General features: G+C 73.8%; 22 protein-coding genes. 12 read left to right on the top strand and 10 right to left on the bottom strand.

Translation table 11 applies throughout. The features are described from left to right. Positions 1-40: 40 nt before the first annotated feature. The 4 genes from nirB to ACWENQ_RS34250 all read right to left on the bottom strand — a co-directional run bounded on the left by nirB (position 41) and on the right by ACWENQ_RS34250 (position 7,275). On the bottom strand, positions 41-2,476 hold the full coding sequence (gene nirB, locus ACWENQ_RS34265) for a nitrite reductase large subunit NirB (RefSeq protein ID WP_452417924.1): 2,436 nt from the start codon (positions 2,474-2,476) through the stop codon (positions 41-43). Continuing rightward, positions 2,473-3,873, bottom strand: a complete 1,401-nt coding sequence (locus ACWENQ_RS34260; protein ID WP_452417922.1) for an FAD-dependent oxidoreductase — start codon at positions 3,871-3,873, stop codon at positions 2,473-2,475. Before ACWENQ_RS34260 ends, nirB begins: the two co-directional genes overlap by 4 nt. After that, positions 3,870-5,825, bottom strand: a complete 1,956-nt coding sequence (locus ACWENQ_RS34255) for a molybdopterin oxidoreductase family protein (RefSeq protein WP_452417946.1) — start codon at positions 5,823-5,825, stop codon at positions 3,870-3,872. Before ACWENQ_RS34255 ends, ACWENQ_RS34260 begins: the two co-directional genes overlap by 4 nt. A gap of 139 nt (positions 5,826-5,964) precedes the next feature. Beyond that, positions 5,965-7,275, bottom strand: a complete 1,311-nt coding sequence (locus ACWENQ_RS34250; protein ID WP_452417920.1) for an MFS transporter — start codon at positions 7,273-7,275, stop codon at positions 5,965-5,967. 259 nt (positions 7,276-7,534) lie between these two features. Between ACWENQ_RS34250 and ACWENQ_RS34245 the strand changes: the two genes are divergently transcribed. The 3 genes from ACWENQ_RS34245 to ACWENQ_RS34235 all read left to right on the top strand — a co-directional run bounded on the left by ACWENQ_RS34245 (position 7,535) and on the right by ACWENQ_RS34235 (position 10,487). Further along, positions 7,535-8,014: a peptide deformylase gene (locus ACWENQ_RS34245; RefSeq protein ID WP_354907016.1), complete on the top strand. Its 480-nt coding sequence runs from the start codon at positions 7,535-7,537 to the stop codon at positions 8,012-8,014. 137 nt (positions 8,015-8,151) lie between these two features. Further along, a complete protein-coding gene (locus ACWENQ_RS34240; RefSeq protein WP_452417918.1) occupies positions 8,152-9,738 on the top strand; it encodes an ABC-F family ATP-binding cassette domain-containing protein in 1,587 nt (528 codons plus the stop codon). 290 nt (positions 9,739-10,028) lie between these two features. Next, positions 10,029-10,487 (top strand): pyridoxamine 5'-phosphate oxidase family protein, encoded by a 459-nt coding sequence (locus ACWENQ_RS34235; protein ID WP_449925476.1) that lies wholly within the window; start codon positions 10,029-10,031, stop codon positions 10,485-10,487. Here the strand turns inward: ACWENQ_RS34235 and ACWENQ_RS34230 are convergent. Genes ACWENQ_RS34230 through ACWENQ_RS34220 form a run of 3 tightly spaced genes read right to left on the bottom strand, consistent with a single transcriptional unit; the run spans position 10,453 to position 12,190 of the window. Then, positions 10,453-10,713 (bottom strand): WhiB family transcriptional regulator, encoded by a 261-nt coding sequence (locus tag ACWENQ_RS34230; protein WP_354907018.1) that lies wholly within the window; start codon positions 10,711-10,713, stop codon positions 10,453-10,455. The two genes, ACWENQ_RS34235 and ACWENQ_RS34230, sit on opposite strands and share 35 nt — an antisense overlap. 47 nt (positions 10,714-10,760) lie before the next feature. Further along, the gene (locus ACWENQ_RS34225) at positions 10,761-11,669 is read right to left on the bottom strand and encodes a glycosyltransferase (RefSeq protein ID WP_452417916.1); all 909 of its coding nucleotides are present in this window, start codon (positions 11,667-11,669) and stop codon (positions 10,761-10,763) included. Beyond that, a complete protein-coding gene (locus ACWENQ_RS34220; protein ID WP_354907020.1) occupies positions 11,666-12,190 on the bottom strand; it encodes a D-glycero-alpha-D-manno-heptose-1,7-bisphosphate 7-phosphatase in 525 nt (174 codons plus the stop codon). Before ACWENQ_RS34220 ends, ACWENQ_RS34225 begins: the two co-directional genes overlap by 4 nt. Before the next feature lie 61 nt (positions 12,191-12,251). Between ACWENQ_RS34220 and ACWENQ_RS34215 the strand changes: the two genes are divergently transcribed. The 9 genes from ACWENQ_RS34215 (at position 12,252) to ACWENQ_RS34175 (ending at position 21,506) form a co-directional block, all read left to right on the top strand. Further along, entirely contained in the window at positions 12,252-13,871 is a 1,620-nt protein-coding gene (locus ACWENQ_RS34215) for a carbamoyltransferase family protein (protein WP_452417914.1), read from the top strand. Next, a complete protein-coding gene (locus ACWENQ_RS34210; protein WP_452417912.1) occupies positions 13,868-14,854 on the top strand; it encodes a glycosyltransferase family 2 protein in 987 nt (328 codons plus the stop codon). The genes ACWENQ_RS34215 and ACWENQ_RS34210 overlap by 4 nt, the downstream gene beginning before the upstream one ends. Further along, entirely contained in the window at positions 14,851-15,843 is a 993-nt protein-coding gene (locus ACWENQ_RS34205) for a glycosyltransferase family 9 protein (protein ID WP_452417910.1), read from the top strand. Before ACWENQ_RS34210 ends, ACWENQ_RS34205 begins: the two co-directional genes overlap by 4 nt. Next, complete coding sequence (locus ACWENQ_RS34200) at positions 15,840-17,027, top strand: glycosyltransferase (protein ID WP_452417908.1); 1,188 nt, start codon at positions 15,840-15,842, stop codon at positions 17,025-17,027. The genes ACWENQ_RS34205 and ACWENQ_RS34200 overlap by 4 nt, the downstream gene beginning before the upstream one ends. Next, positions 17,012-17,563: a D-sedoheptulose-7-phosphate isomerase gene (locus tag ACWENQ_RS34195; protein WP_449925494.1), complete on the top strand. Its 552-nt coding sequence runs from the start codon at positions 17,012-17,014 to the stop codon at positions 17,561-17,563. The genes ACWENQ_RS34200 and ACWENQ_RS34195 overlap by 16 nt, the downstream gene beginning before the upstream one ends. Continuing rightward, positions 17,560-18,903 (top strand): PfkB family carbohydrate kinase, encoded by a 1,344-nt coding sequence (locus ACWENQ_RS34190; RefSeq protein WP_449925497.1) that lies wholly within the window; start codon positions 17,560-17,562, stop codon positions 18,901-18,903. Before ACWENQ_RS34195 ends, ACWENQ_RS34190 begins: the two co-directional genes overlap by 4 nt. A gap of 94 nt (positions 18,904-18,997) precedes the next feature. Continuing rightward, a complete protein-coding gene (locus tag ACWENQ_RS34185) occupies positions 18,998-19,675 on the top strand; it encodes an SDR family oxidoreductase (RefSeq protein WP_452417907.1) in 678 nt (225 codons plus the stop codon). Beyond that, entirely contained in the window at positions 19,666-20,523 is an 858-nt protein-coding gene (locus tag ACWENQ_RS34180) for a glycosyltransferase family 9 protein (RefSeq protein WP_452417905.1), read from the top strand. Before ACWENQ_RS34185 ends, ACWENQ_RS34180 begins: the two co-directional genes overlap by 10 nt. Continuing rightward, positions 20,520-21,506, top strand: a complete 987-nt coding sequence (locus ACWENQ_RS34175; RefSeq protein ID WP_452417903.1) for a UDP-glucuronic acid decarboxylase family protein — start codon at positions 20,520-20,522, stop codon at positions 21,504-21,506. The genes ACWENQ_RS34180 and ACWENQ_RS34175 overlap by 4 nt, the downstream gene beginning before the upstream one ends. Here the strand turns inward: ACWENQ_RS34175 and ACWENQ_RS34170 are convergent. The 3 genes from ACWENQ_RS34170 to mshC form a co-directional block, all read right to left on the bottom strand. Continuing rightward, positions 21,435-22,931, bottom strand: coding sequence for an FAD-dependent oxidoreductase (locus ACWENQ_RS34170; protein ID WP_449925507.1), 1,497 nt, complete (start codon positions 22,929-22,931; stop codon positions 21,435-21,437). The genes ACWENQ_RS34175 and ACWENQ_RS34170 overlap by 72 nt on opposite strands. A 5-nt stretch (positions 22,932-22,936) precedes the next feature. Then, positions 22,937-23,353, bottom strand: coding sequence for a CBS domain-containing protein (locus ACWENQ_RS34165; protein ID WP_354907030.1), 417 nt, complete (start codon positions 23,351-23,353; stop codon positions 22,937-22,939). Positions 23,354-23,418: 65 nt separating this feature from the next. Next, positions 23,419-24,651, bottom strand: a complete 1,233-nt coding sequence (gene mshC / locus ACWENQ_RS34160) for a cysteine--1-D-myo-inosityl 2-amino-2-deoxy-alpha-D-glucopyranoside ligase (protein ID WP_354907031.1) — start codon at positions 24,649-24,651, stop codon at positions 23,419-23,421. Positions 24,652-24,657 lie beyond the last annotated feature (6 nt).

Here is a 24,657-nt window from a genome sequence, read left to right as displayed (position 1 = left end):
TCTGGTGCTCCTTTCTGGTCGGGCGGGGGCGGCGGGGGGCTCAGGTGGCGGCCGAGGTGAGCCGGTCCACGGGGATGAGGACGGGCTTGATCTGGTCGCGTTCGGTCTCGAAGACGATCGACGGGTCGGGGGTGCCGGGGGCGTTGACGAAGCTGACGAACCTGCTGAGCTTGTCGGGGTCCTCGATGGTGGCCCGCCATTCGTCGACGTAGGTGGCCACGTGCCGGTCCATCTGCGCGTCGAGGGAGTCGCAGATGCCCAGCGCGTCGTCCACGATCACCGACCGCAGGTGGTCGAGCCCGCCCTCGAGGGACTCCAGCCAGGCGGATGTGCGCTGCAGGCGGTCGGCGGTGCGGATGTAGAACATCAGGAACCGGTCGACGATCGTGATCAGCTGCTCGGTGGACACGTCGGAGACCAGCAGGTCGGCGTGGCGGGGCTGGAAGCCGCCGTTGCCGCCGACGTACAGGTTCCAGCCCTTCTCGGTGGCGATGATCCCGAAGTCCTTCGACCTGGCCTCGGCGCACTCCCTGGCGCAGCCCGAGACCGCGGACTTCAGCTTGTGCGGGGAGCGCAGGCCCCGGTAGCGCAGTTCGAGGGCGATGGCGAGGCCGACCGAGTCCTGCACGCCGTACCTGCACCAGGTGGAGCCGACGCAGGACTTCACCGTGCGCAGCGCCTTGCCGTAGGCGTGGCCGGATTCGAAGCCGGCGTCGACCAGGCGCTTCCAGATCTGGGGCAGCTGCTCGACGCGGGCGCCGAACAGGTCGATCCGCTGGCCGCCGGTGATCTTGGTGTAGAGGCCGAAGTCGCGGGCGACCTCGCCGACGACGATGAGCTTGTCCGGGGTGATCTCGCCGCCGGGGACGCGGGGCACGACCGAGTAGGTGCCGTTCTTCTGGATGTTGGCCAGGAAGTGGTCGTTGGTGTCCTGAAGGGCCGCCCGCTCGCCGTCGAGGACGTGCCCGTTGTGCAGGGAGGCGAGGATGGAGGCGACGGCGGGCTTGCAGATGTCGCAGCCGCGGCCCCTGCCGTACAGGCCGATCAGCTCGGAGAAGGTGGTGATCCCGCGCACCCGGACGATGTCGAACAGCTCGGCCCTGCTGTGGTCGAAGTGCTCGCACAGCGCCTTGGACAGCTCGACGCCCGACCTCTCCAGCAGCCGCTTCAGCATCGGCACGCACGATCCGCAGGTGGTGCCCGCCCTGGTGCACGCCTTCAGTCCCGGCACGTCGCTCGCCCCGTCGCCGATGGCGCCGCGCAGGTCGCCGGCCGTGACGTTGTTGCACGAGCAGACCTGGGCGTCGTCGGGCAGGTCGAGGTTCACCGCCGACCCGGTGAACAGCAGGTCGGCGGGGGCGGCCGGCAGCGGCTTGCCGACGAACGGCTTCAGCGTCGTGTACGGCGCGGCGTCGCCCACGCAGATGCCGCCGAGCAGCGTCCGGGCGTCGTCGGAGACGAACAGCTTCTTGTACACGCCGCCCACGGGGTCCATGTAGGTGACGTCGAGCGCCCCCTCCATCGCGCCGAACTGGGCGACCTCGACGCCGAGGAGCTTCAGCCTGGTCGACAGGTCGGCCCCGTCGAAGGTGGAGCCGCCGCCGAGCACGCGGTCGGCGGCGACCTCGGCCTGGGTGAAGCACGGTCCGACCAGGCCGTAGACCTTGCCGCCGGCCAGCGCGCACTCGCCGACGGCGTAGACGGCCGGGTCGGCGGTCCGCATGCCGGCGTCGACGACGATGCCGCCGCGCTCGCCCACCTCCAGGCCGCAGTCGCGGGCCAACTCGTCGCGAGGCTTGATGCCGACGGAGAAGACGACCACGTCGGCCCCGATCGTCCGGCCGTCGCCGAGCACGACCTTGCCCGGCTCGATCGCGGCCGGCGACAGGCCCGCGTGCACCGACAGGCCGAGCCTGGAGATGTGGTCCTTGAGCACGGCGCCGCCGCCCTCGTCGACCTGCCGGGGCATCAGCCAGGGGCTCAGCTCCACGATGTGGGTGTCGAGGCCGAGCCCGCGCAGCGCGTCGGCGGCCTCCAGGCCGAGCAGCCCGCCGCCGACGACCACGCCGCGGGTGGCGTGGGAGGCGGCCTTCCTGATCAGCTCCAGGTCGTCGATGGTGCGGTAGACGAAGGCGCGGGAGGCGCCGGGCACCGGCGGCACGAACGGCGCCGATCCCGTGGCCAGCACCAGCGTGTCGTACGGCTCGGCGTGCCCGTCGGCGGTCGTGACGACCTTGGCGGCCCGGTCGATCCGGGTGACGCGCGCCGACAGCCGGGTCAGCGCGCCTGGCAGGTCGGGCAGCTTGAGGTCGGCGAAGCCGGTGCCGGTCAGGTAGGAGGTGAGCGCCACCCGGTCGTAGGCGGGGCGGGGCTCCTCGCCGAAGACCGTGATGCGCCCGTCGAAGCCCCTGGCCAGCAGCGTCTCGACGAACCTGTGCGCGGCGGGACCGTAGCCGACCACGACGACCCTGTTCACGCGGAGACCCCTTCCTGCTCGCACAGCCAGCCGACGATGCCCTCGACGGCGTCGCGGCAGGTGCCGCAGCCGGTCGTGGCCCTCGTCGCGGCCGCCACTGCTATCACGTCACGCGCGCCGGACTCCCAGCACGCTCTGATCTGGCCCTTGGTCACGTTGTTGCACTGGCAGACCTTGGCCGAGTCGGGCATCCTGACGGGGCTGTCGGCCATCGCCGCTCCTGCCAGGCGGGGGAACAGCAGCCCGGCCCGGTCGCCCGGCAGCGGCGCTCCCCTGTCGTAGAGCTGGGTGAGGGTGCCGACCGCCGCGCTCTCGCCCAGCAGGATCGCGCCGACCAGGCGCCCGTCGCGGATGACGAGCTTGCGGTAGGTGCCTGTGGCCCGGTGGCTGAAGCGCACGACCTCGGCGTGCTCCTCGGTCAGGTGCGTCTCCCCCATCGCGGCCAGCTCGACGCTCTTGGCCTTCAGCCTGGTCACCAGGCGGGAGCCACGGTAGCGGGCGTCCTTGGCGGCGCCGGTGATCACGTCGGCCGCGACGGCGGCCTGCTCCCATGCGGGGGCCACCAGGCCGTAGACGACGCCGTCGTGCTCGGCGCACTCCCCGATCGCGAAGACGGCCGGGTCGTCGGTGCGCAGCTCGTCGTCGACGACGACGCCGCGCCGCACCTCCAGGCCGGCCTGGACGGCCAGCTCGGTCTCCGGCCGGACGCCGCAGGCCAGCACGACCAGGTCACCCTCGACGAGGCTCCCGTCGGCCAGCCGTACGCCCTCGGGCAGGATCTCGGCGGCGCTGACGCCGGTGCGGATGTCCACGCCGAGGCCCGCGAGGGTCTCGCCGAGCACGAGGCCGGCTTCGGCGTCGAGCTGGCGTTCCATCAGGTGGCCGGCCAGGTGCAGCAGCGTGACCGGCAGGCCGCGGCCGGCCAGGCCGCGCGCGGCCTCGATGCCGAGCAGCCCGCCGCCGATGACGACCGCCCTGGCGCTGCCGCGGCTGTCGGCCAGTATCGCCCGGCAGTCGTCGAGCGTGCGGAACGGCAGGGCCCGTCCGGCGCCGGGGATCGGCGGCACGACGGCCTGGCTGCCGGTGGCCAGCACCAGCACGTCGTAGGGGAAGCGCCGCCCGTCCTCGGCGGTGACCGTCCTGGTCTGCCTGTCGATCCGGACGGCGCGGGTGCCGAGGTGGGCCTCGACGTCGTGCTCGCCGTACCAGGTGGGGTCGAGCAGCCGGATCTGGTCCGGCCCCGAGCTGCCGGCCAGGACGTTCGACAGCAGCACCCGGTTGTAGGGCTGGCGGCTCTCGGCGCCGAGGACGGTGACCTCGATGTCCTTGTCGCGTGCCCGGACCTCGCCGACCAGGCGGGCGCCGGCCATGCCGTTGCCGATGACCAGGAGTCTCATGCCGGCTTCCCCTTCTCCAGCTTGTCCAGCTTCACGGCACAGACCTTGAACTCGGGCATCCTCGACGTGGGGTCGAGCGCGGGGTTGGTCAGGCGGTTGGCGCCCTCCCAGTGGAAGGGCATGAACACCGTGTCGGACCTGATCGCGTCGCTGATCCTGGCCACGGCTTCGACGCAGCCGCGGCGGCTGCTGACCCGTACCAGGTCGCCGGCGCCGATCGCGAGGTGTTCGGCCAGGTCGGGGTGGATCTCGACGTAGGGTTCCGGCGCGGCCGCGACGAGCGGCGCGATCCTGCGGGTCTGGGCGCCCGACTGGTAGTGCGCCAGCAGGCGTCCGGTGGTGAGGTGGACGGGGTAGTCGGCGTCGGTCTCCTCGGCGGCGGGCCGGTGGTCGACGGGGACGAACCGGGCGCGCCCGTCGGGGGTGTGGAAGCGGTCGAGGAACATGCGGGGCGTGCCGGGGTGGTCGGGTGCGGGGCAGGGCCAGAACACCCCGTCGCGCTCGCCGGTGATGCCGGCGTAGTCGGCGGTGCCGCCCTGGGAGGCGCGGCGCAGCTCGTCGAAGACCTCGCGCGGGCCGGCGGGCCAGCTGTGGCCCATCCGCCGGGCGAGCTCCTGGATGATCTCCAGGTCGGTCTTGACGCCCGCGGGCGGCGCGACGGCCCGGCGGCGCCGCTGGACCCTGCCCTCCAGGTTGGTCATCGTGCCGTCCTCCTCGGCCCACTGGGTGCCGGGCAGCACGACGTCGGCGATGCGGGCGGTCTCGCTCGGCACGAAGTCGACGACGACGAGCAGATCGAGGGCCTTCAGCCGCTCGGCGACGTGCGCCGACCCGGGGGCGGAGACGACCGGGTTGGAGCCGAACAGCAGCAGCGCCCTGGGCCCGCCGGCGGTGCCGAGCGCGTCGAGCAGCTCGTAGGCCGACCGTCCTGGGCCGGGGAGCGAGGCGGGGTCGATGCCCCAGACGGCGGCGACGTGCGCGCGGGCGGCGGGGTCGTCGATCCTGCGGTAGCCGGGCAGCTGGTCGGCCTTCTGGCCGTGCTCCCTGCCGCCCTGGCCGTTGCCCTGTCCGGTCAGGCAGCCGTAGCCGGATCCGGGCGTGCCGGGCAGGCCGAGGGCCAGGGCCAGGTTGATGAAGGCGGTGACGGTGTCGGTGCCCTTGGCGTGCTGTTCGGCGCCGCGCCCCGTCAACACCACCGCCTTATCCGCATTTTTCAGCATCTGTACGGCCTGGCGCATGGCGGCGACCGGCACCCCCGTGAGCCGTTCGACGCGCTCGGGCCACCACGGGGACACCGACGTGCGCACCGCCTCGAACCCGGTCGTGCGGCGCTCGACGTAACCGGTGTCGATCGCGTCCTCGGCGATCGCCAGGTGCAGCAGGCCGAGCGCGAGCGCCAGGTCGGTGCCTGGCGTCGGCTGCAGGTGGAGCCCGGCCAGCTTGGCCGTCGCCGTACGCCTGGGGTCGATGACGATCAGCGCCGGCCCGGTGAGCTGCCTGACCAGCGGCGGCATGGTCTCGGCCGGGTTGCCGCCCGCCACCAGCACCACGTCGGCGGCGGCAAGGTCCGTGACGGGGAAGGGCAGCCCCCGGTCGGCGCCGAACGCCCTGATCGAGGCGGCCGCCGCCGACGACATGCAGAAGCGGCCGTTGTAGTCGATCTGGCTGGTGCCGAGCGCGACCCGGGCGAACTTGCCGAGCTGGTAGGCCTTCTCGTTGGTGAGCCCTCCCCCGCCGAAGACCGCCACCGCGTCGGGGCCGTGCGCGGCGCGCACCTCCTGGAGGCGGGCGGCGACGTGGTCGAGCGCCTGCTCCCAGGTGGCGGGACCGCCGTCCAGCAGGGGCGTGGTCAGCCGGTCGGGGCTCGACAGCAGGTCGGCCGCGGTCCAGCCCTTCTGGCACAGCGCGTCGGTGGCCTCGACGGTGACGCGTTCCCCCGGGATCAGCGCCATGCCACACTGCAGGGCGCAGTACGGGCAGTGGGTGAGGGTGGGTGCGATCACGCGATCGATGGTGCTTTTGGGGCGTTTCACATCTGGGTCCCTTCTGTTACCGGCGTGCTAACAGCGGCTCACCGCCGAAGTGAGGCGCTCAGACCCGGGCGTGCGCGAGGCTCGGCACCCTGGTCACGCCGACCGTCCGCACGTAGCACCACCAGGTGAGGGCGAAGCAGGCGGCGTAGAAGAGGCCGAAGGCGACGAAGGCCCCCGCGGGGCTGCCGGTCTGGGCGAAGGACATGCCGAAACCGCGGTTGACGAGGAACCCGCCGAACGCCCCGATCGCCGAGATGATGCCGATCGCGGCCGAGGCCTGGCGCTTGCCGTACAGGAGGGCCGCCTCGCCGCCGCCGAGCTCGGCGGCGGCCTTGGCCTGGAAGATGGCCGGGATCATCCGGTAGGTGGAGCCGTTGCCGATGCCGGCGGTGAAGAAGAGCGTCTGGAAGGCCAGGAAGAACAGCCAGAAGTTCCCCGAGCCGCCGGCCGCCCAGACCAGGGCCACGCCGGCGCCCATGGCGGCGAAGTTCCAGAGGGTGACGCGCGCGCCGCCGAGGCGGTCGGACAGCCAGCCGCCGACCGGCCTGATCAGCGAGCCGAGCAGCGGCCCGACGAAGGCGACCTGCGCCCACGCCGAACCGGGGAACAGACTCTTGGCCAGCAGGGGGAAGGCGGTGGAGTAGCCGATGAACGAGCCGAACGTGCCGATGTAGAGGAACGACATCACCCAGGTGTGCGCCTTGCCGGCGACCGCCCACTGCTCGCGCGGCCTGGCCTTGGCGCTGGACAGGTCGTCCATGAACAACCAGGCGCAGGCGGCCGAGACCACGATGAACGGCACCCAGAACCAGCCCGCCGCGGCCAGCCCGAACGCGCCGATCACCAGCGGCATGACCAGCTGCACCGAGCTGACGCCGATGTTGCCGCCCGCGGCGTTGAGCCCGAGCGCCGAGCCCTGCCTGTGCTGGGGGAAGAAGTAGGTGATGTTGGCCATGCTGGAGGCGAAGTTGCCGCCGCCGACACCCGCCGTCGCCGCGATCACCAGGAACACCCAGTACGGCGTGCCGGGGTCGCTGACGGCGACGCCGAGCAGGATCGCGGGGACCAGCAGGAGCAGCGCGCTCGCCACGGTGAAGGTCCGCCCGCCGAACCTGGCGGGGCCGAAGGTGTAAGGGACACGCAGCGCCGAGCCGATCAGGTTGGGCAGCGCGACCAGCCAGAACAGCTGGTCGGTGGAGAAGTCGTAGCCGCCCATCTTGGCCGCGACGATGCTCCACAGCGTCCAGACGGTGAAGCCGAGGTGCTCGGCCAGGATGGAGAAGGCCAGGTTGCGCCTGGCCACGCGCCTGCCGTCGCGCTCCCAGAAGGCGGGGTCGTCCGGGTGCCAGTCGGTGATCCAACGCGCCATCGTTCCTCCTACGGTTCGGGGGATCTCGACCGTAGGAGGGGCGGGTTACGCACCTTGACGTTCTGTGACGGTGCGCCGGTTACAGGTGACTCACCGCCGTAACAGGCAATGCATGTGTTTCACGGCCGCAACACGGAGTTAACGCCGTCCTGCCGGACGGCGGCGGCGCGCGCGGTCGCCGCGCCCGCATGTGACGGTTCGCCGCCCGCGGCGCAGGGAATCGTCTCCTGGACGACGACAACGATCTCGGGGAGTTGCCGTGGCCGTACAGCGCATCCGCGCTTTCGACGACCCCGTGCTGCGCGAGGTGGCGCGGCCGGTGACCGACTTCGACAAGGAGCTGCGGGGGCTGGTGAAGGCGCTGACCCTCACGATGCGCCAGGGGCACGGCAGGGCGGGCCTGGCCGCGCCGCAGATCGGGGTGAGCGCGAGGGTGATCGTCTTCGACTACGACGGCAGGGCCGGGCACCTGGTCAACCCGCGCCTCGAGCTGTCGGAGCGGACGGTCGTGGCCGACGAGGCGTGCCTGTCGGCGCCTGGGCTGTGGTGGCCGCTGGAGCGTTCCTTCGGCGTGACGGCGCGGGGCCGCGACATGTACGGCAAGCCCGTCACGGTGCGGGCCATCGGCATGCTGGCCAGGGTGCTGCAGCACGAGGCCGACCATCTCGACGGCATGCTGTTCGTCGACCGTCTGGGCGACGACGAGCGTGACCGCTTCATGGAGTCGGCGGCGCCCTGAGCGCGGCGGAAAACCGGATGCGGCCGGACGGCGGCCTCGCGTAACCTCTCCGCCATGTCGACGCCCCGGATTTCTTAGCCAGGACACCCGCTTTCACGCCACCCGTGTGTCCATCGGCTTCTCCGGAGCGTCACCTCATGATTACCTTTCGCGACGTCGACGTGCGCGTCGGCGCCCGTCTGCTGCTGTCCGGCATCGCCGCCCACGTCGGCCCCGGCGACCGTGTCGGCCTGGTCGGCCGCAACGGCGCGGGCAAGACCACGCTGATGCGGATCCTCGCCGGTCAGGCCGCGCCGGCGGCCGGCGTCGTCACCCGCACCGGCCCGGTCGGGTACCTGCCGCAGGATCCCGCGGCGGCCGACCCCGGCCTCACCGTCACCGACCGCATCCTGTCGGCTCGCCGCCTGCACGAGGCGGTACGCGCGCTGCGCGCCGCCGAACGCGACATGGCGGCCGGCGGCGAGGCGGCCATGTCCCGCTACGTGCGCGCCGAGGCCGAGTTCCAGGCCCGCGGCGGTTACGCCGCCGAGGCGGCGGCCGCCAGGGTCGCGGCGGGGCTCGGCCTGCCCGACCGGGTCATGGCCCAGCCGCTCGGCACGCTGTCCGGCGGGCAGCGGCGGCGGGTCGAACTGGCCAGGGTGTTGTTCGCCGAGCGCGGCACGCTGCTGCTCGACGAGCCGACCAACCACCTCGACGGCGACTCCATCGCCTGGCTGCGCTCGTTCCTCGCCGGCTACGCGGGTGGTCTGGTGGTGATCAGCCACGACACCGGGCTGCTGGCCGAGGTGGTCAACCGGGTGTGGCGGCTGGAGGCCGACCTGGCCGGGATCGAGGTGCACAACACCGGCTGGGAGACCTACCTGGCCGACAGCGCCACCGCGGAGCGGCGCAGGGCCAGGCAGCGGGCGGCGGCCGAGCGCAAGGCCGCCGCGCTGCACGCCCAGGCCGACAGGATGCGGTCCAACGTGGCGACGGCCGTCCGCGCCAGGGACATGGCCCGCAGGGCCGACAGGATGCTGGCGGGGGTGCAGCCGGCCCGCCGTACCGAGAAGGTGGCCAGGATCAGGCTGCCCGAGCCCGCGCCGAGCGGGCGGACCCCGCTGGGCGCCGTCAGCCTGGTCAAGTCCTACGGCGAGCTGCCGGTGCTGTCCGGGGTGGACCTGGCCGTCGACCGCGGCAGCAGGCTGGTGGTGCTCGGGCTGAACGGCGCGGGCAAGACCACGCTGCTGAAGATCCTGGCGGGACGGCTCGCGCCCGACTCCGGCAGGGTGGTGCACGGGCACGGCCTGCGGCTCGGCTACTTCGCCCAGGAGCACGACACCCTCGACCCCGAGCGCACCGTCGGCCAGAATCTCGCCGCCGCCGCGCCGCACCTCACCCACGGTGAGGCGCGCAACGTCCTGGGGTCGTTCCTGTTCGGCGGGGACGACGTCGACAAGCCGGCGGGGGTGCTGTCGGGCGGCGAGAAGACGCGCCTGGCGCTGGCGGGGCTGGTCAGCTCGGGGGCGAACGTCCTGCTGCTCGACGAGCCGACCAACAACCTCGACCCGGCCTCGCGGGCCGAGGTGCTGGGGGCGGTGGGCGCCTACAAGGGCGCGGTGGTGATGGTCACGCACGACGAGGACGCGGTGGAGGCGCTGCGGCCGGACCGGGTGCTGCTGCTGCCCGACGGGGTGGAGGACCTCTGGAACGCCGGCTACGCCGACCTGATCACCCTCGCCTGAGCGCCGGGACCGCGCGGGCCCCGGCCGCGAGCAGGCACGCTCCCCCGCCGGGAGCGGGCGGCGAACGTCGTCGCAGGCGGCGGCGGCCGGGGAGGCGGGGTCGCGGCGGGTGGTGCGGGAGCGCGGCATGTTCCGGCAGACTCTGCTGACGATGGTGGCCGGCCGGCCGCCCAGGTTCTCGACGCCGCCGGCGGTCACACCTGTCTCTCTCGCCGGGTCATCACGGTGACCCGGCGAGCGACGCCGATGTGCCGGCGACGCGCCTTCGACACGACGACGTGAGGAAAGACATGCATTCCGAAGCCCGGACCGCCGAGCAGCGCAGGAAGGACACCCTCGCCCGGCTCGAAAACGACGTGGACGCGTGGGTGGCCACCGCCGACCAGGAGGGCGGGCCGTACCTGATGCCGCTGTCGTTCCTGTGGGACGGCGCCAGCCTGCTGCTGTCGACGGCCGCGGGCAACCCGACCGCGCGCAATCTGGTGGCGTCGGGCACGGCCAGGCTCGCTCTCGGCCACACCAGGGACGTCGTCCTCATCGAGGGAAGCGTGGAGACGCTGGAGCAGGCGGAGATCTCGCCGGAGCTCGGCGACGCCTTCGCGGTCAAGACCGGCTTCGATCCGCGGCGCCTGCGCGGCCGCTACCTGTACTTCCGCGTCCGGCCGCGGCAGGTGCAGGCGTGGCGTGAGGTCAACGAGCTGGAGGGGCGCGACCTCATGCGTGACGGGCGATGGCTGGTTCGAGAGTGAGGGCGAGCGCCCGGCGTTCGGCCGGGTCCATACCGCCCCACACGCCGTCCGCCTGGCGGGTGGCCAGCGCGTAGTCGAGGCAGGGCAGCCGGACGGGGCAGCCGTGGCAGATGGCCTTGGCCCGTTCGGCCTGGGCGTGTCCGGCGCCCTCGAGTGAGATGGGAAAGAAGATCTCCGGGTCCTCGTCCAGGCAGGCGGCCCGGCGCGAGCGGTCGAGGATGAACATGGAATTCCAGACATATCGGTATCGACGTGTTCACTCCGCGTACCCGGTCACCGGCCCAACAAACTGTTCCAATCGTCAAGGAATCGGGTGAGGCCGTACCGGGAGAGGGCGGCCGTGCGGGCGGCCTTGCCGTACTGGGCGGCCAGGGCGGGGTCGCCGACGAACGCCGACAGCGCCTCGACCAGCGCGGGGAGCCTGGTGGACAGCACGCCCGCCTCCTGGGGGACGGCCTCGACCGCCTCGGTGGCGGCGAGCGCGACGACGGGCAGGCCGATCATCATGGCCTCGATCAGCGAGAGGCCGAGCGAGGTCCAGCGGTAGGGGTGCAGGTAGGCGCGGCGCAGCGCGAGGGCCTGGTGGAGCTCGGCCTGGGGCAGGTCGTAGGCCTTGTAGGGCAGCTCGGCGGCCTTCATCCCGAAGAGGTCGAGCGGCACGTCGAAGGCCGGCAGCAGGTCGGTGCCGGCCACCCGCGCGCGCCGGACCGGCTCGTTGACGACCACGGCGGCGCGCGGCAGCTCGCCGGTGTAGAGGTGGCCGGGGTCGACGACGCCGTGCTCGATGACGTGCACGGGCGCGATGCCGTTGTCCCAGTAGAGGGCGTTGAAGTGGGTGACGTGCACCAGCGGGACGGCCGACTGCCCGGCCAGCGGGTGGCGGGTGGCCGGCACCTCGCCCTTGGGCGTGTTGTGCTCGACGTAGACGCCGGGCACCGTCCTGCCGAGCCAGTCCCTGGCCAGCTCGATCTCGTGCGGGCGCTGGTAGACGACGAGATCGACGTGCTCGGCGGCGAGCCTGTCCCAGGGCACCTCGCGCACCGAGGCCGGCCAGTCGAAGGTCTGCGCCCTGCCCCGCCCGTCGGCGTCGCGTCCCGGCGTGAGCGGGACGAGGTAGGTGTGGCGGCCCTGCACGAAGGAGGTGGTCCACGAGCCGTGGACGTGCCAGAGCAGGATGTTCATGCGCGCACCCGTTCCACCGCTTCGCGCAGGTCGCGGGCGACCTCGGGGGCGGCGGCGATCTCGCTCGGCCGGGTCCTCGGCGTCGGCACCATGATGGCGCGGGCGCCGGCGGCCCTGGCCGCCTCCATGTCCCTGCCGATGTCGCCGATGACCACGCAGTCGGCCGGGTCGACGCCGAGCGTGCCCGCCGCCTTCAGCACCAGGCCAGGGTTCGGCTTGCGGCAGGCGCAGCCGGCGTCCTCACCGTGGACGCAGATGGCCCAGGCGTCGAACGGCCCGAGAAGTTCCTCGACCCGCTCGTTGACCTGATGGAGCTCGTCGGGCGAGATGAACCCTCTGGCCACACCTGACTGGTTCGTCACGACCGCCACGGGAATCCCAGCGGCCCTCAGCGCCCGCAGCGCCTCAACAGCACCGGGCATGGGCTCCACCAGTCGCGGATCATTGTTGTAAGGGACATCTTTTATCAGGGTGTCATCGCGGTCGAAAAGCACGGCCGCCGCTGGGCGTCGCGTGAACATGACCGGTCGCTACCCCGCCTACCTTGTGTTTAACAAGCGCTTCTCTCGGTAGCGGTTCTCCATGAGGTTCCTGGGGATAAACGCGGTCTTCCACGACCCGGCCGCCGCGCTCGTGGTCGACGGCACCGTGGTCGCGGCCGCGGAGGAGGAACGGTTCAGCCGCCGCAAGCACGGCAAGCGGCCCGTGCCGTTCTCGGCGTGGGAACTGCCCGAGCAGGCCGCCGCCTGGTGCCTGGCCGAGGCGGGGCTGCGGCCGGAGGATCTCGACGCGGTGGCCTACTCCTACGACCCCGCGCTGGTCCGGCCGGAGACGGGGGCTCCGTGGGAGGAACTGCGCACCATCTACGCGACCAGGGCGCCGAGCTTCCTGGCCACGGCCCTGCCCGGGCTCGACCCCGCCCAGGTGCGCTTCGTGCCGCACCACATCGCGCACGCGGCGTCGGCGGGGCTGGCCGCGCCGTACGAGGAGTGCGCGGTCCTGGTGTGCGACGGCCGCGGGGAGGCCGTCTCCCACCTGGCCGGGCACTACCGGAACGGCCGGCTGACGACGCTGGCCACGCAGGAGCTGCCGCACTCGCTCGGCCTGATGTACGAGGAGGTGACCGAGCACCTCGGCTTCCTGCGCTCGAGCGACGAGTACAAGGTGATGGCGCTGGCCTCCTACGGCACGCCCCGCCACCTGGACGCGCTGCGCCAGCTCGTCACGGCCACCGGCGACGGCGGCTTCCGCGTCGAGCCGATCGACTGGGGCGGCTTCGCCAAGCGTCTCCGGCCGGGCGAGAGCTGGACCGCCGACCACGCCGACCTGGCCGCCAGCGTCCAGGCGCGGCTGGAGGAGGTGCTGCTGGAGCTGTCGTTCTGGCTGCACGGCAGGACGGGGGCGCGATGCCTGGCGTTGGCCGGCGGGGTGGCGCTCAACTGCGTGGCCAACACCAGGCTGCTGGCCGAGGGGCCGTTCGAGGAGATCTGGGTGCAGCCGGCCGCCGGCGACTCGGGCACCGCGCTGGGCGGGGCCCTGCACCTGGCCCAGGAGCACGGCGAGCCCGCCGCGCCCATGCGAGGCGCCGACCTCGGGCGCGGCTGGAGCGAAGGCGACCTGGCGGCGTGGCTGCGGGTGGCGCGCGTGCCGTACACGCGGCCTGATGATCTGGCCGGCGAGGTGGCCGCGGCGCTGGCCGACGACCGGATCGTGGCCTGGTTCCAAGGCCGCAGCGAGTACGGCCCGCGCGCGCTCGGCCGCCGCTCCCTGCTGGCCCATCCCGGGCACGCCCGCAACACCGAGCGGCTCAACGACGTCAAGGGGCGCGAGCAGTTCCGCCCGATCGCGCCGATGGTGCTGGAGTCGCGGGCGCGTGACATCTTCGGCCGGGGACCGGTGCCCTCGCCGTACATGCTGTTCGTCCACGACGTGCGGCCCGAGTGGCGGGAGCGGATCCCCGCCGTGGTGCACGTGGACGGGACGGCGCGCATCCAGACCGTCTCGCGGGAGCACGACCCGCTCATGGCCGAGGTGCTCGAACGGTTCGAGCGGCTGTCGGGGCTGCCCGTGGTGGTCAACACCAGCCTCAACACGGCGGGCAGGCCCATGGTCGACTCGCCGAGGGACGCGCTGGAGTGCTTCGGCTCCTCGCCGGTCGACGTGCTCGTGTTGGGGCCGTTCGTGGTGCGGAGGCCGGTGTGATCACCGTGGTGATCCCCACGGTCGGGCGGCCCTCCCTGGTGGACGCCATCCCGGACGGGGTGCCGGTGATCGTGGTGGAGGACACCGAGCGGCGGGGGCCCGCGGCCGCGCGCAACAGGGGATGGCGGCAGGCGCGCACGCCGTGGGTGGTCTTCCTCGACGACGACGTGGTGCCCGGCGAAGGATGGCTGAAGACGCTCACCGAGGATCTCGCGGACCTGCCGGAGGACGTGGGCGGCAGCCAGGGCAGGATCGAGGTGCCGCTGCCGGCCGGCCGCCGGCCCACCGACGCCGAGCGCAACACCGCGGGCCTGGCCGGCGCTGACTGGATCACCGCCGACATGGCCTACCGGCGCGACGTGCTGGAGCTGGTGGGCGGTTTCGACGAGCGCTTCCCCCGGGCCTACCGGGAGGACGCCGATCTCGCGCTGCGCGTGCGTGAGGCGGGCTTCCGGCTGGTGAGGGGCGAGCGGCTGACGCGCCATCCGGTGCGGGACGACGGGTTCTGGGCCAGCGTGCGCTTCCAGCGGGGCAACGCCGACGACGCGCTGATGCGCCGGATCCACGGGCCCGGCTGGCGGGCGCGGATCGGGGCGCGGGGGCTGCTGCCGCGCCACGCGGCCACGACCGCGCTGGGGTTGAGCGCGCTGGGCCTGGGCGCAATGGGCCTGGGTGCGCTCGGTCGGGGCGCACTCGGTCGGGGCGCGCAGGGTCGGGGCGCACTCGGTCGGGGCGCGCTGGGTCGGGGCGCGCAGGCTGTCCCGCTCGCCGGCGGCAGGCGCGCCGTGCCGGCCGCCGTGCTGGTCGCCGGGCTGGCCGCCGCGGCCGGGTGGGCGGCGCTCACCGCGAGGTTCGCCTGGGAGCGCATCGCGCCGGGGCCGCGCACGCCTGTAGAGGTGGCCAGGATGGCGGTGACGAGCATCGCCATCCCGCCCGCCGCCTGCCTGCACCGGCTGCGCGGCGAGCTGAGGGTGCGCCGGTGACCGGCACCGTCCTGGTGGCCAGGCCGGACAGCGCGGGAGACGTTCTCCTCGCCGGTCCGGCCATCCGCGCGGTCGCCGCCCATGCCGGGCAGGTGGTGCTCCTGGCGGGGCCGCTGGGCCGGGCGGCGGCCGAGCTCCTGCCGGGCGTCGACCGGGTGATCGAGTGGCGGACCCCGTGGATCGACGCCGATCCGCCGCCCGTCACCCGGCGGCACGTGGCCCGGCTCATGGAACTGCTGCCCGACGCCGACCAGGCGCTGATCCTCACCTCCTTCCACCAGTCGGCCCTGCCTCTCGCCCTGCTGCTGCGGCTGAGGGGCGTCCGGCGGATCGCCGCGATCAGCAACGACTATCCCGGGTCACTGCTGGACGTCAGGGTCCAGGTCGACGAGACCAGGCACCTGCCGGAGGCCGAGCGGATGCTGGCCGTCGCGACGGCGGCGGGCTTCGGGCCCGGTGACGGCGCCGGGCTGGCCGTCATGGCGCCGCCGCCGAGCATCGTCGGCCCGCCCGGCTACGTCGTCGTCCATCCGGGCACGACGGCGCCGGCCCGCGCGTGGCCGCCCGAGCGGCACGCGGAGGCGGTCGAGGCGCTGTCCTGCGAGGGCTTCACGGTGGTGGTCACCGGCGGCAGGGGCGAGCGTGAGCTGACGGCGCGGGTGGCCGGGCGGCACGGCGTCGACTTGGGCGGCATGACGAGCCTGCCCGAGCTGGCCGGGGTGCTCGCCGAGGCGTGCGCGCTCGTGGCGGGCAACACCGGGCCCGCCCACCTGGCCGCGGCCGTCGGCACCCCGGTGGTCAGCCTCTTCGCGCCGGTGGTGCCGGCGGGGCGCTGGGCGCCGTACGGCGTGCCGTGCGTGCTGCTCGGCGACCAGCGGGCCGCCTGCAGGGACACGAGGGCACGCGTGTGCCCGGTCATCGGGCATCCATGCCTGTCGGGAGTGACGGCGGAACAGGTCGTCAAAGCAGTGAGGGAGCTGGTCCCATGAGAGTCGATCTCATCTCCGAGCACGCCGATCCGCTGGCGGCGATCGGCGGGGTCGATGCGGGCGGCCAGAACGTCCACGTGGCCGCGCTGGCCGCCGCGCTGGCGGAACGCGGTCACGAGGTCGTGGTGCACACCAGGCGAAGCTCGCCGGACCAGCCGCGGAGCGTGCCGATGACCTCGGGGGTGCGGGTGGAGTACATCACCGCGGGGCCCGCCGTGCCGGTGCCGAAGGACGAGCTGCCGCCGTACATGCCGGCCTTCGCCAGGGAGCTGGCGCGCCGGTGGGCGGCACGGCCGCCGGACGTGGCGCACGCGCACTTCTGGATGAGCGGCAGGGCCGCGCTGCTGGCCGCGCGGGGGCGGCCGGTGGTGCAGACCTTCCACGCGCTGGGCACGGTGAAGCGGCGCTGGCAGGGCAGGGCCGACACCAGCCCGCCCGGCCGGATCGCCGTGGAGACGCAGATCGGGCAGCGGGCGGCGGCCGTCCTGGCGACCTGCGCCGACGAGGTGACCGAGTTGCGCGCCATGGGCGTGCCCGACCACCGGGTGACGGTCGTGCCCTGCGGCGTCGACCTTCACCACTTCACCCCCGGCGGGCCGCCGGCCGCCAGGGGCGCGGCCAGGCGGGTGCTGAGCATCGGCAGGCTGGTGCCGCGCAAGGGCGTCGACACGCTGCTGCGGGCGCTGCGCGAGGTGCCCGACGCGGAGCTGGTGATCGCCGGCGGCTCGGCCGACGATCCCGAGGCGGTCAGGCTGTCGGAGCTGGCGACCGCCTACGGCCTGGCCGGCCGGGTGCGGGTGATCGGCAGCGTCCCCCGCGACGAGGTGCCCGCGCTGATGCGCTCGGCCGACGTCGTGGTGACGGTGCCCTGGTACGAGCCGTTCGGCATGGTGCCGCTCGAGGCGATGGCCTGCGGCGTGCCGGTGATCGCCTCCGCGGTCGGCGGCCACCTCGACACCGTCGCGGGCTGCGGCGTGCTGGTTCCGCCGCGCCGCCCGCAGGCGCTGGCCCGCGCCCTGCGCGACGTGCTCGACCATCCGGACCGGGCGGCCCAGATCGGCGCGGCGGGCGCGCGCAGGGCCAGGGAGCGCTACGGCTGGCCGCACGTGGCCGAGCAGACGGAGGCGGTCTACCTCAGCGTGCTGGGGGACAGGGTGAGGGGGATGACATGCACAGGCACCTGACCAGGCTGCGCGACGCGCTGTCGATGAGCGCCGACCTGGCGCCGACGGTCGAGGCGTGGGGGCACAAGCTCGCCGACATCCTCGGCTGCGGCGGCAGGCTGCTGGTGTGCGGCAACGGCGGCTCGGCCGCCGAGGCCCAGCACCTGACGGCCGAGCTGGTGGGCAGGTTCAGGGGGGAGCGGCGGCCGTTCGCCGCGATCGCGCTGCACGCCGACACCTCGTCGGTGACCGCCATCGCCAACGACTTCGGCGCCGACGCGGTCTACGCCCGCCAGGTCCGCGCGCACGGCCGCCAGGGCGACGTGCTCATCTGCCTGTCGACCAGCGGCGCCAGCGGCAACGTGCTGGCCGCGGCGCGGACCGCGCGCGAGTGCGGCCTCACCACCTGGTCCATGACCGGCAGGGCGCCCAACCCGCTGGCCGAGCTGAGCGACGAGGTCGTCGCCGTGCCCGAGTCCGACACGGCGACCGTCCAGGAGGTGCACCTGGCGATGATCCACCTGCTGTGCGACTCGATCGAGGAGGCGTGCGCGTGAAGACAGGACCGCTCGTCGTCATCGGCGACACGCTGCTGGACGTCGACATCGAGGGGACGGCCGAGCGCCTCGCACCCGACGCGCCCGTGCCGGTCGTCGACGTCGAGGAGGAACACCGGCGTCCGGGAGGGGCGGGACTGGCGGCGCTGCTGGCGGCCCGCGACGGCGCGCAGGTGGTGCTGGTCACCGCGCTGGCCGACGACCAGCAGGGCCGTACGCTGCGCTCGCTGCTCAACGGCCATCTCGAGGTGGTCAGGCTGCCTCTGCACGGCTCCACCGTGTGCAAGACCAGGCTCAGGGCCCGCGGGCAGACGCTGGCCCGGATCGACACCGGCGACGGGCGCGCGGCCGGGCCCGTGACCGCGGCCGTCCGGGCGGCGGTGCTGGCCGCCGGCGCCGTGCTCGTCTCCGACTACGGCAGGGGCGTGGCCGCCACGCTGGCCGGTCTGCTGGGCGAGGTCGCCGTGCCGATCGTGTGGGACCCGCACCCCAAGGGCACGCCGCCCGTGCCGGGGTGCACGCTCATCACGCCGAGCGAGGCGGAGGCCAGGCAGCTGTGCCCGCTGCCGTACGCCGGCCCCGACCAGGCGGCCCGCCACCTGACCAAGGCCCTGCACGCGCAGGCCGTCGCGGTGACGCTGGGCCCGCACGGCGCGGCGCTGGCCCACGCGGGCGGGCACCACCGCAGGATCCCGCCGCCGACGTTCACCCTGGGCCACGACGTGTGCGGCGCGGGCGACAGGTTCGCGGGCGCGGCGGCGCTGGCCCTGCGCGACAGGCTGCCGGTGGAGGACGCGGTCGCCGTCGGCGTCGGCGAGGCCTCCAGGTTCGTCGAGGGCGGCGGCGCGGCGGCCGTCCGGCTGCAGCACCACGAGATGGGCGACCGGCCGCGCACGCCGCTGGAGGTCGCCGAGCTGGTCAGGGCGAGCGGCGGACGGCTGATCGCCACCGGCGGGTGTTTCGACCTGCTGCACGCGGGGCACGTGAGCCTCCTGCGCCGGGCCAGGGCGCTCGGTGACGCGCTGATCGTGTGCGTCAACTCCGACGCCTCGGCCAAGCGGCTCAAGGGGCCCGGCAGGCCCGTGGTCGGGCAGCGCGACCGCGTGGAGGTGCTGAGGGCGCTGGGCTGCGTGGACGCCGTCATGGTGTTCGACGAGGACACCCCGAGCGCGGCCATCGAACGGCTGCGGCCGCACGTGTGGGTGAAGGGCGGCGACTACTCCGGGCGCCGGCTGCCCGAGGCGGCGGCGCTGCGCCGTGTCGGCGCCGAGACCGTGGTGCTGGCCAGCGTTCCGGGCCGGTCCACGACCGGGCTCATCGCCGCGATGCAGGAGGCATGAGCCGCCACGCGGCAGGCACGAGCCGCCACGCGGCAGGCATGAGCCGCGACACAGGAAGCACGAGTCGCCACGCGGCAAGCACGAGGAGGAATCGATGCTGGGAAACATCCTGATCACCGGAGGGGCCTCCGGACTCGGCCTGGCGGTCGCCGAGGCGGTCGCGAAGGCGGGAGGCAGGCCGCTGGTGATCGACGTCCGCGCCGGGAACGGCTTCGACCAGGCGCCGGCCGACGTGTCCGACCGGGAACAGGCCGAGCGGGCGGTGGCCGAGCTGGCCGAGCGCGCGGGCGGGCTCGACGGGGTGGTCACCGCGGCCGGGATCGACGCCTGCGGCCGGCTGGAGGACGTGCCCGCCGCCGACTGGGAGCGCGTGATCAGGGTCAACCTGCTGGGCACGGCCACGGTCGTGCGGGCGGCGCTGCCGTACCTGCGGCGGTCCTCGGGCCGGGTGGTGACCTGTGCCTCGACGCTGGGGCTGCGCGCGCTCAGCGACGCGACCGCCTACTGCGCGTCCAAGTTCGGCGTCGTCGGCTTCACCAGGGCGCTGGCCGCCGAGCTGGCGGGGCAGGTGGGGGTGACGATGCTGGTGCCGGGCGGGATGTCGACGCACTTCTTCGACGACCGGCCCGAGCAGTACAAGCCGGGCCCCGGCGCCAGGCTCAACCGGGCCGAGGACGTGGCGCAGACGGTGGTGTTCGCGCTGTCGCAGCCGCCCGGCTGCGAGGTGCGGGAGCTGGTGGTCTGCCCGTCCACGGAGACCTCGTGGCCCTAGAGGTCCTGGTGCTGCGGGGGCTGGGGCTCGGAGACCTGCTGACGGCCGTGCCGGCGTTGCGGGCGTTGCGCCGTGCCTTCCCCCGCCACCGTCTCGTGCTGGCCGGGCCCTCGGCGTTGCGGCCGCTGCTGCCGGTGGACGAGGTGATCGAGGTGCGGGGGCCGGGGCCCGTCCCGTACGAGAAGCCTGAGATCGCGGTCAACCTGCACGGCAGGGGGCCGCAGAGCACGCGCGCGCTGCGCGCCACCGGGCCGCGGCGGCTGCTGGCCCACGGGGACGGCGGTCCGGCCTGGCGCGAGGGCGTGCACGAGGTGCGCCGCTGGTGCGAGCTGCTGGAGTGGTACGGCGTGCGGGCCGACCCGGGCGACCTGTACCTCGGGCGCGGCGACCGCGGCGGGCCCGTGGTCGTCCATCCAGGGGCGGCCGCCCCGTCCAGGAGGTGGCCGGCGGACCGGTTCGCGGCGGTGGTCGCCGCGCTGGGCGCCCGGGGCGAGCAGGTGGCCGTCACGGGAAGCGCGGCCGAGCGCGAGCTGGCCGAGCGGGTGGCCGGCGACTCGGGGGCCAGGGTGCTCGCCGGGCGCACCGGGGTGCGCGAGCTGGCCGCGCTGGTCCGCGACGCCCGGATGGTCGTGTGCGGCGACACGGGGGTCGCCCATCTGGCCACCGCCTACCGCACCCCGTCGGTGCTGCTGTTCGGCCCCGTCTCGCCGGCCGTGTGGGGGCCGCCCGCCGACGGGCCGCACACCGTGCTGTGGAAGGGCACGACCGGCGATCCGCACGGCGCCTCCCCCGATCCTGGCCTGCTGGCCATCCACGTCGACGAAGTGATCGAGGCGATGTCGCGATGAGAGCTGTGGTGACGGGAGGCGCCGGGTTCCTCGGCTCCTACCTGTGCGAGAAGCTGCTGGAGCGGGAGGCGGAGGTCATCTGCATGGACAGCTTCCTCACCGGCTCCCCCCGCAATCTGGAGCACCTGCTGGGCCGCCCGGGGCTGCACATCATCGAGTGCGACCTGACCGGGTTCGTGCACGTGCCGGGCGAGGTGGACCTCGTGCTGCACTTCGCGTCCGCGGCCTCGCCCGCCGACTACCTGCGGCACCCGATCGAGACGCTCAAGGTCGGCAGCCTGGGCACGCTGCACGCCCTCGGCCTGGCCAAGGAGAAGGGCGCGCGGTTCGTGCTGGCCTCGACCAGCGAGGTGTACGGCGACCCGCTCGAGCATCCTCAGCGGGAGACGTACTGGGGCAACGTCAATCCCGTGGGGCCGCGCAGCGTCTACGACGAGGCCAAGCGTTTCGCCGAGTCGCTGACCACGGCCTACCGCAACTCGCACGGCACCGACACCGGCATCGTGCGGATCTTCAACACCTACGGCCCCCGCATGCGGCCCTTCGACGGCAGGGCCATCCCCACGTTCGTCAGGCAGGCGCTGGTGGGCGAGCCGATCACGGTGACGGGCGACGGCAGCCAGACCCGTTCCATCTGCTACGTCGACGACACCGTGGACGGCGTCCTGCGCATGGCGGACACCGACTTCGCCGGCCCGGTGAACATCGGCAACCCCGACGAGCTGACCATGATCCGGCTCGCCGAGCTGATCCGCGACCTGGCGGGCTCGTCCTCGCCGATCCGCTTCATCGACCGGCCCGTCGACGACCCGAAGGTCCGCAGGCCCGACACCTGTCTGGCGGCCGCGAAGCTGGGCTGGCGGCCCCGCGTCGGAGCCGAGGAGGGACTGCGCCGTACGGTGGCGTGGTTCTCACAGCTCGATTCGCTTGAGCGGCTCGGTGGCGGGTCCCTGGAGGATCGTGCCGTCCAGCGCGAAGCGTGACCCGTGGCAGGGGCACTCCCAGGTCCGCTCGGCGTCGTTGAAGCCGACGACGCAGCCCAGGTGGCTGCACACGGCCGACACGGCGTGGACCCGCCCGTCGGCGTCGCGGTAGGCGGCGCACCGCTCCCCGCCGACCTTCACCACCGCGGCCTGGCCGGGCAGCAGGCGGGCCAGGTCCTCCTCGCCGCCGGCGCCGAACCGGTCGCCGACGAAGTGGGCGGCCACCGAGGCCTGCGCCTTCAGCAGCGCGCCCGCCTCGCGCAGCGGGTGGATCCTGCGCGGGTCGTACAGACCCGCCCAGGGCCGCTCCTCGCCGCCGATGAGCGCGGCGACGAGCAGCCCGGCCATGACGCCGTTGCTCATGCCCCAGCCGCCGAAGCCGGTGGCCACGTAGGCGTGGCGGGCGCCCGCGTGCAGCGGGCCGACGAACGGCAGGCCGTCGGTGGTGTGGTTGTCCTGGGCGGCCCACCGGTAGACGGGCGCCGCGCCGAACCTCTCCCGCGCCCAGGCGGCCAGCCGGTCCAGCCGGGCGCCGACCCCGCCTTCGCCCGGCCGGTACTGCTCGCCGGTCACCAGCAGCAGCCTGCCGCCGTCGCGGGGCGCCGTCCTGACCGACCGGATGCCGTGCTCGGGGGTGATGTACATGCCGTGCGGGTCGTCGTCCTCGGCGATCGGCACGGCCACGACCAGTTCCCTGCGCGGGACCATGCGGGCGAACAGCAGCGCCCGGTCGAAGATCGGGTAGTGGGTGGCGACCACGACGTCGGTGGCCGTCACGACGCGGCCGTCGGCGGTGCTCACCTTGCCGTCGGCCAGCCGTACGGCGCGGGTCCGCTCGTAGATGCGCGCGCCGCGCGCCTCCATCGCCGCGGCCAGCCCGAGCAGGTACTTGCGGGGGTGGAACTGTGCCTGGGCGCGCACCCTGACCGCGCCCACGACCGGGTACGGCAGCGCCGTCTCGGTGACGAACTCGGCGGGCAGGCCTGCCTGCCTGGCCGCCTCCGCCTCGTCCCTGATCCGGCGCAGTCCCTCGGTGGTGTCGGTGTAGGTGTAGGCGGCGGCCCGCTCCAGCTCGCAGTCGAGGTCGAGCTCCGCGCACGTGCGGGCCACGTGCGCGACGGCCTCCGTCTGCGAGCGGGCGTACAGCCTGCCGTCCTCGGCGTTCAGGGACGAGTAGACGAGCGTGTGCAGGGCCGACAGCTTGGCGGTGGTGTGGCCGGTGACGCCGGAGGCGATCCGGCCGGCCTCCAGCACCACCACCGAGCGGCCGGCCCTGGTCAGCTCCCACGCGATGCTCAGCCCGGCGATGCCGCCGCCGAGCACGGCGACGTCCGCGCGGACGTCGCCGGTCAGCGGCGGCCGGTCGGGCTGGGCCGCGCTGTCCATCCAGTAGGAGGCCATGGACGGCCCGGGGACCTGCTCCATCGCGCTCAGTCGCTGGTGAGCGCGTCGAGCAGGTCGCCCACCTTGGCGTCCGGCAGCGCCTTCGCCACTTCGGCCAGCGCCACGATGCCGACCAGCCGGTGACCGTCGATGACCGGCAGGCGGCGGACCTTGTGCGTGGCCATCGTGCGCAGGATCTCCCTGGCGTCGTGGTCGGCGCCGATGGTGACGGCCTCGCCCTGGGCAAGCTCACCGGCCAGGCAGGACTTCGGGTCCTTGCCCTTGGCCAGCACCTTCACCACGATGTCGCGGTCGGTGAGCATGCCCTTGAGCCGGTCGTCGGTGCCGCAGATGGGCAGCGATCCGACGTCGAGCCTGGCCATCTTCTCCGCGGCTTCCTGGATCGACTCGTCGGCGTTGACGCACTCCGGGTCCGGGGTCATGATCTCCCGTGCGCTCGGCATGATCTGTCTCCCTTCGTCATGCGCCCGCTGCCCGCGGAATCGCCGCCGAAACGGGGACGGATCGGCTACGCGCTCCGGAGGTCGACGCCGAGCAGCGCGTCGGCCAGGTCGCGTACCAGGCCGGGCGCGGCGGCGTCCTGGCCGTCTCCGGCCAGCGCCGCGGCGGCCCACGCGTCGACGGCGGCCAGCGCGCCCGGCGCGTCGAGGTCGTCGGCCATCCGCTCGCGCACCGTGGCCAGCAGCTCGCCGGCGGGCGGCGCGGCGGGCAGCGCCACGGCCGCACGCCACCGCTGCAGCCTGGCCTCCGCCGCCTCGATCTGGTCGCCGGTGTACTCCCAGTCGGCGCGGTAGTGGTGGGCCAGCAGCACGAGCCTGACGGCCATCGGGTCGTGCTCGGTGCGCAGCTTGGAGACGAAGACCAGGTTGCCGCGCGACTTCGACATCTTCTCCCCGTCGAGGGCGACCATGCCGGCGTGCGTGTAGAACTTGGCGAAGGGCCACTCGCCGCTGGCCGCGTAGCCTTCGGAGGCGCCGCACTCGTGGTGGGGGAAGATCAGGTCGGAGCCGCCGCCCGCGACGTCGAAGCCGGCGCCGAGGTTGGCCAGGGCGATCGCCGTACACTCCACGTGCCAGCCGGGACGTCCGGGCCCGAGCGGCGAGGGCCACGACGGCTCGCCGGGCCGCTCGGCCCGCCACAGCAGCCAGTCGAGCGGGTCGCGCTTGCCCTGACGGCCGGGGTCACCGCCGCGCTCGCCGAACAGCGCCAGCATCTGTTCGCGGCTGTAGCCCGACACCTCGCCGAACTTGGGCGCGTCGGCGACGCTGAAGTAGACGTCGCCGTCGAGGGTGTAGGTGACGCCCTTGGCGGCCAGCTGCGCGATCAGCTCAGCGACCTGGTCGACCACCTCGGTCACGCCGACGTACTCGCGCGGCGGCAGGATGCGCAGCGCCCGCATGTCCGTCCTGAACAGCTCGATCTCGCGCTCGGCCAGCTCGCGCCAGTCCTGCCCGGTCTGCTCGGCCCGCTCCAGCAGCGGGTCGTCGACGTCGGTGGCGTTCTGGGTGAAGTGGACCTCGTGGCCGCCGTCCCGCCACACCCTGCTCACCAGGTCGAAGGCGAGGTAGGTGTTGGCGTGGCCGAGATGGGTGGCGTCGTAGGGGGTGATCCCGCACACGTACATCCTGGCGGTCGCCCCCGGCTCGGTGAGCCGCACCTGGCGTGCCGCGGTGTCATACAGCCTCAGGGGTACGGCTCCGCCGGGCAGGCTGGGAACGTCAGGGGCAGACCACGATCGCATGCTTTG

This window comes from Nonomuraea sp. NPDC004354 (genome assembly GCF_053602555.1).
Note: the sequence above shows the minus strand (reverse complement) of the source record. Positions and strands in the feature narration are given on the sequence as shown.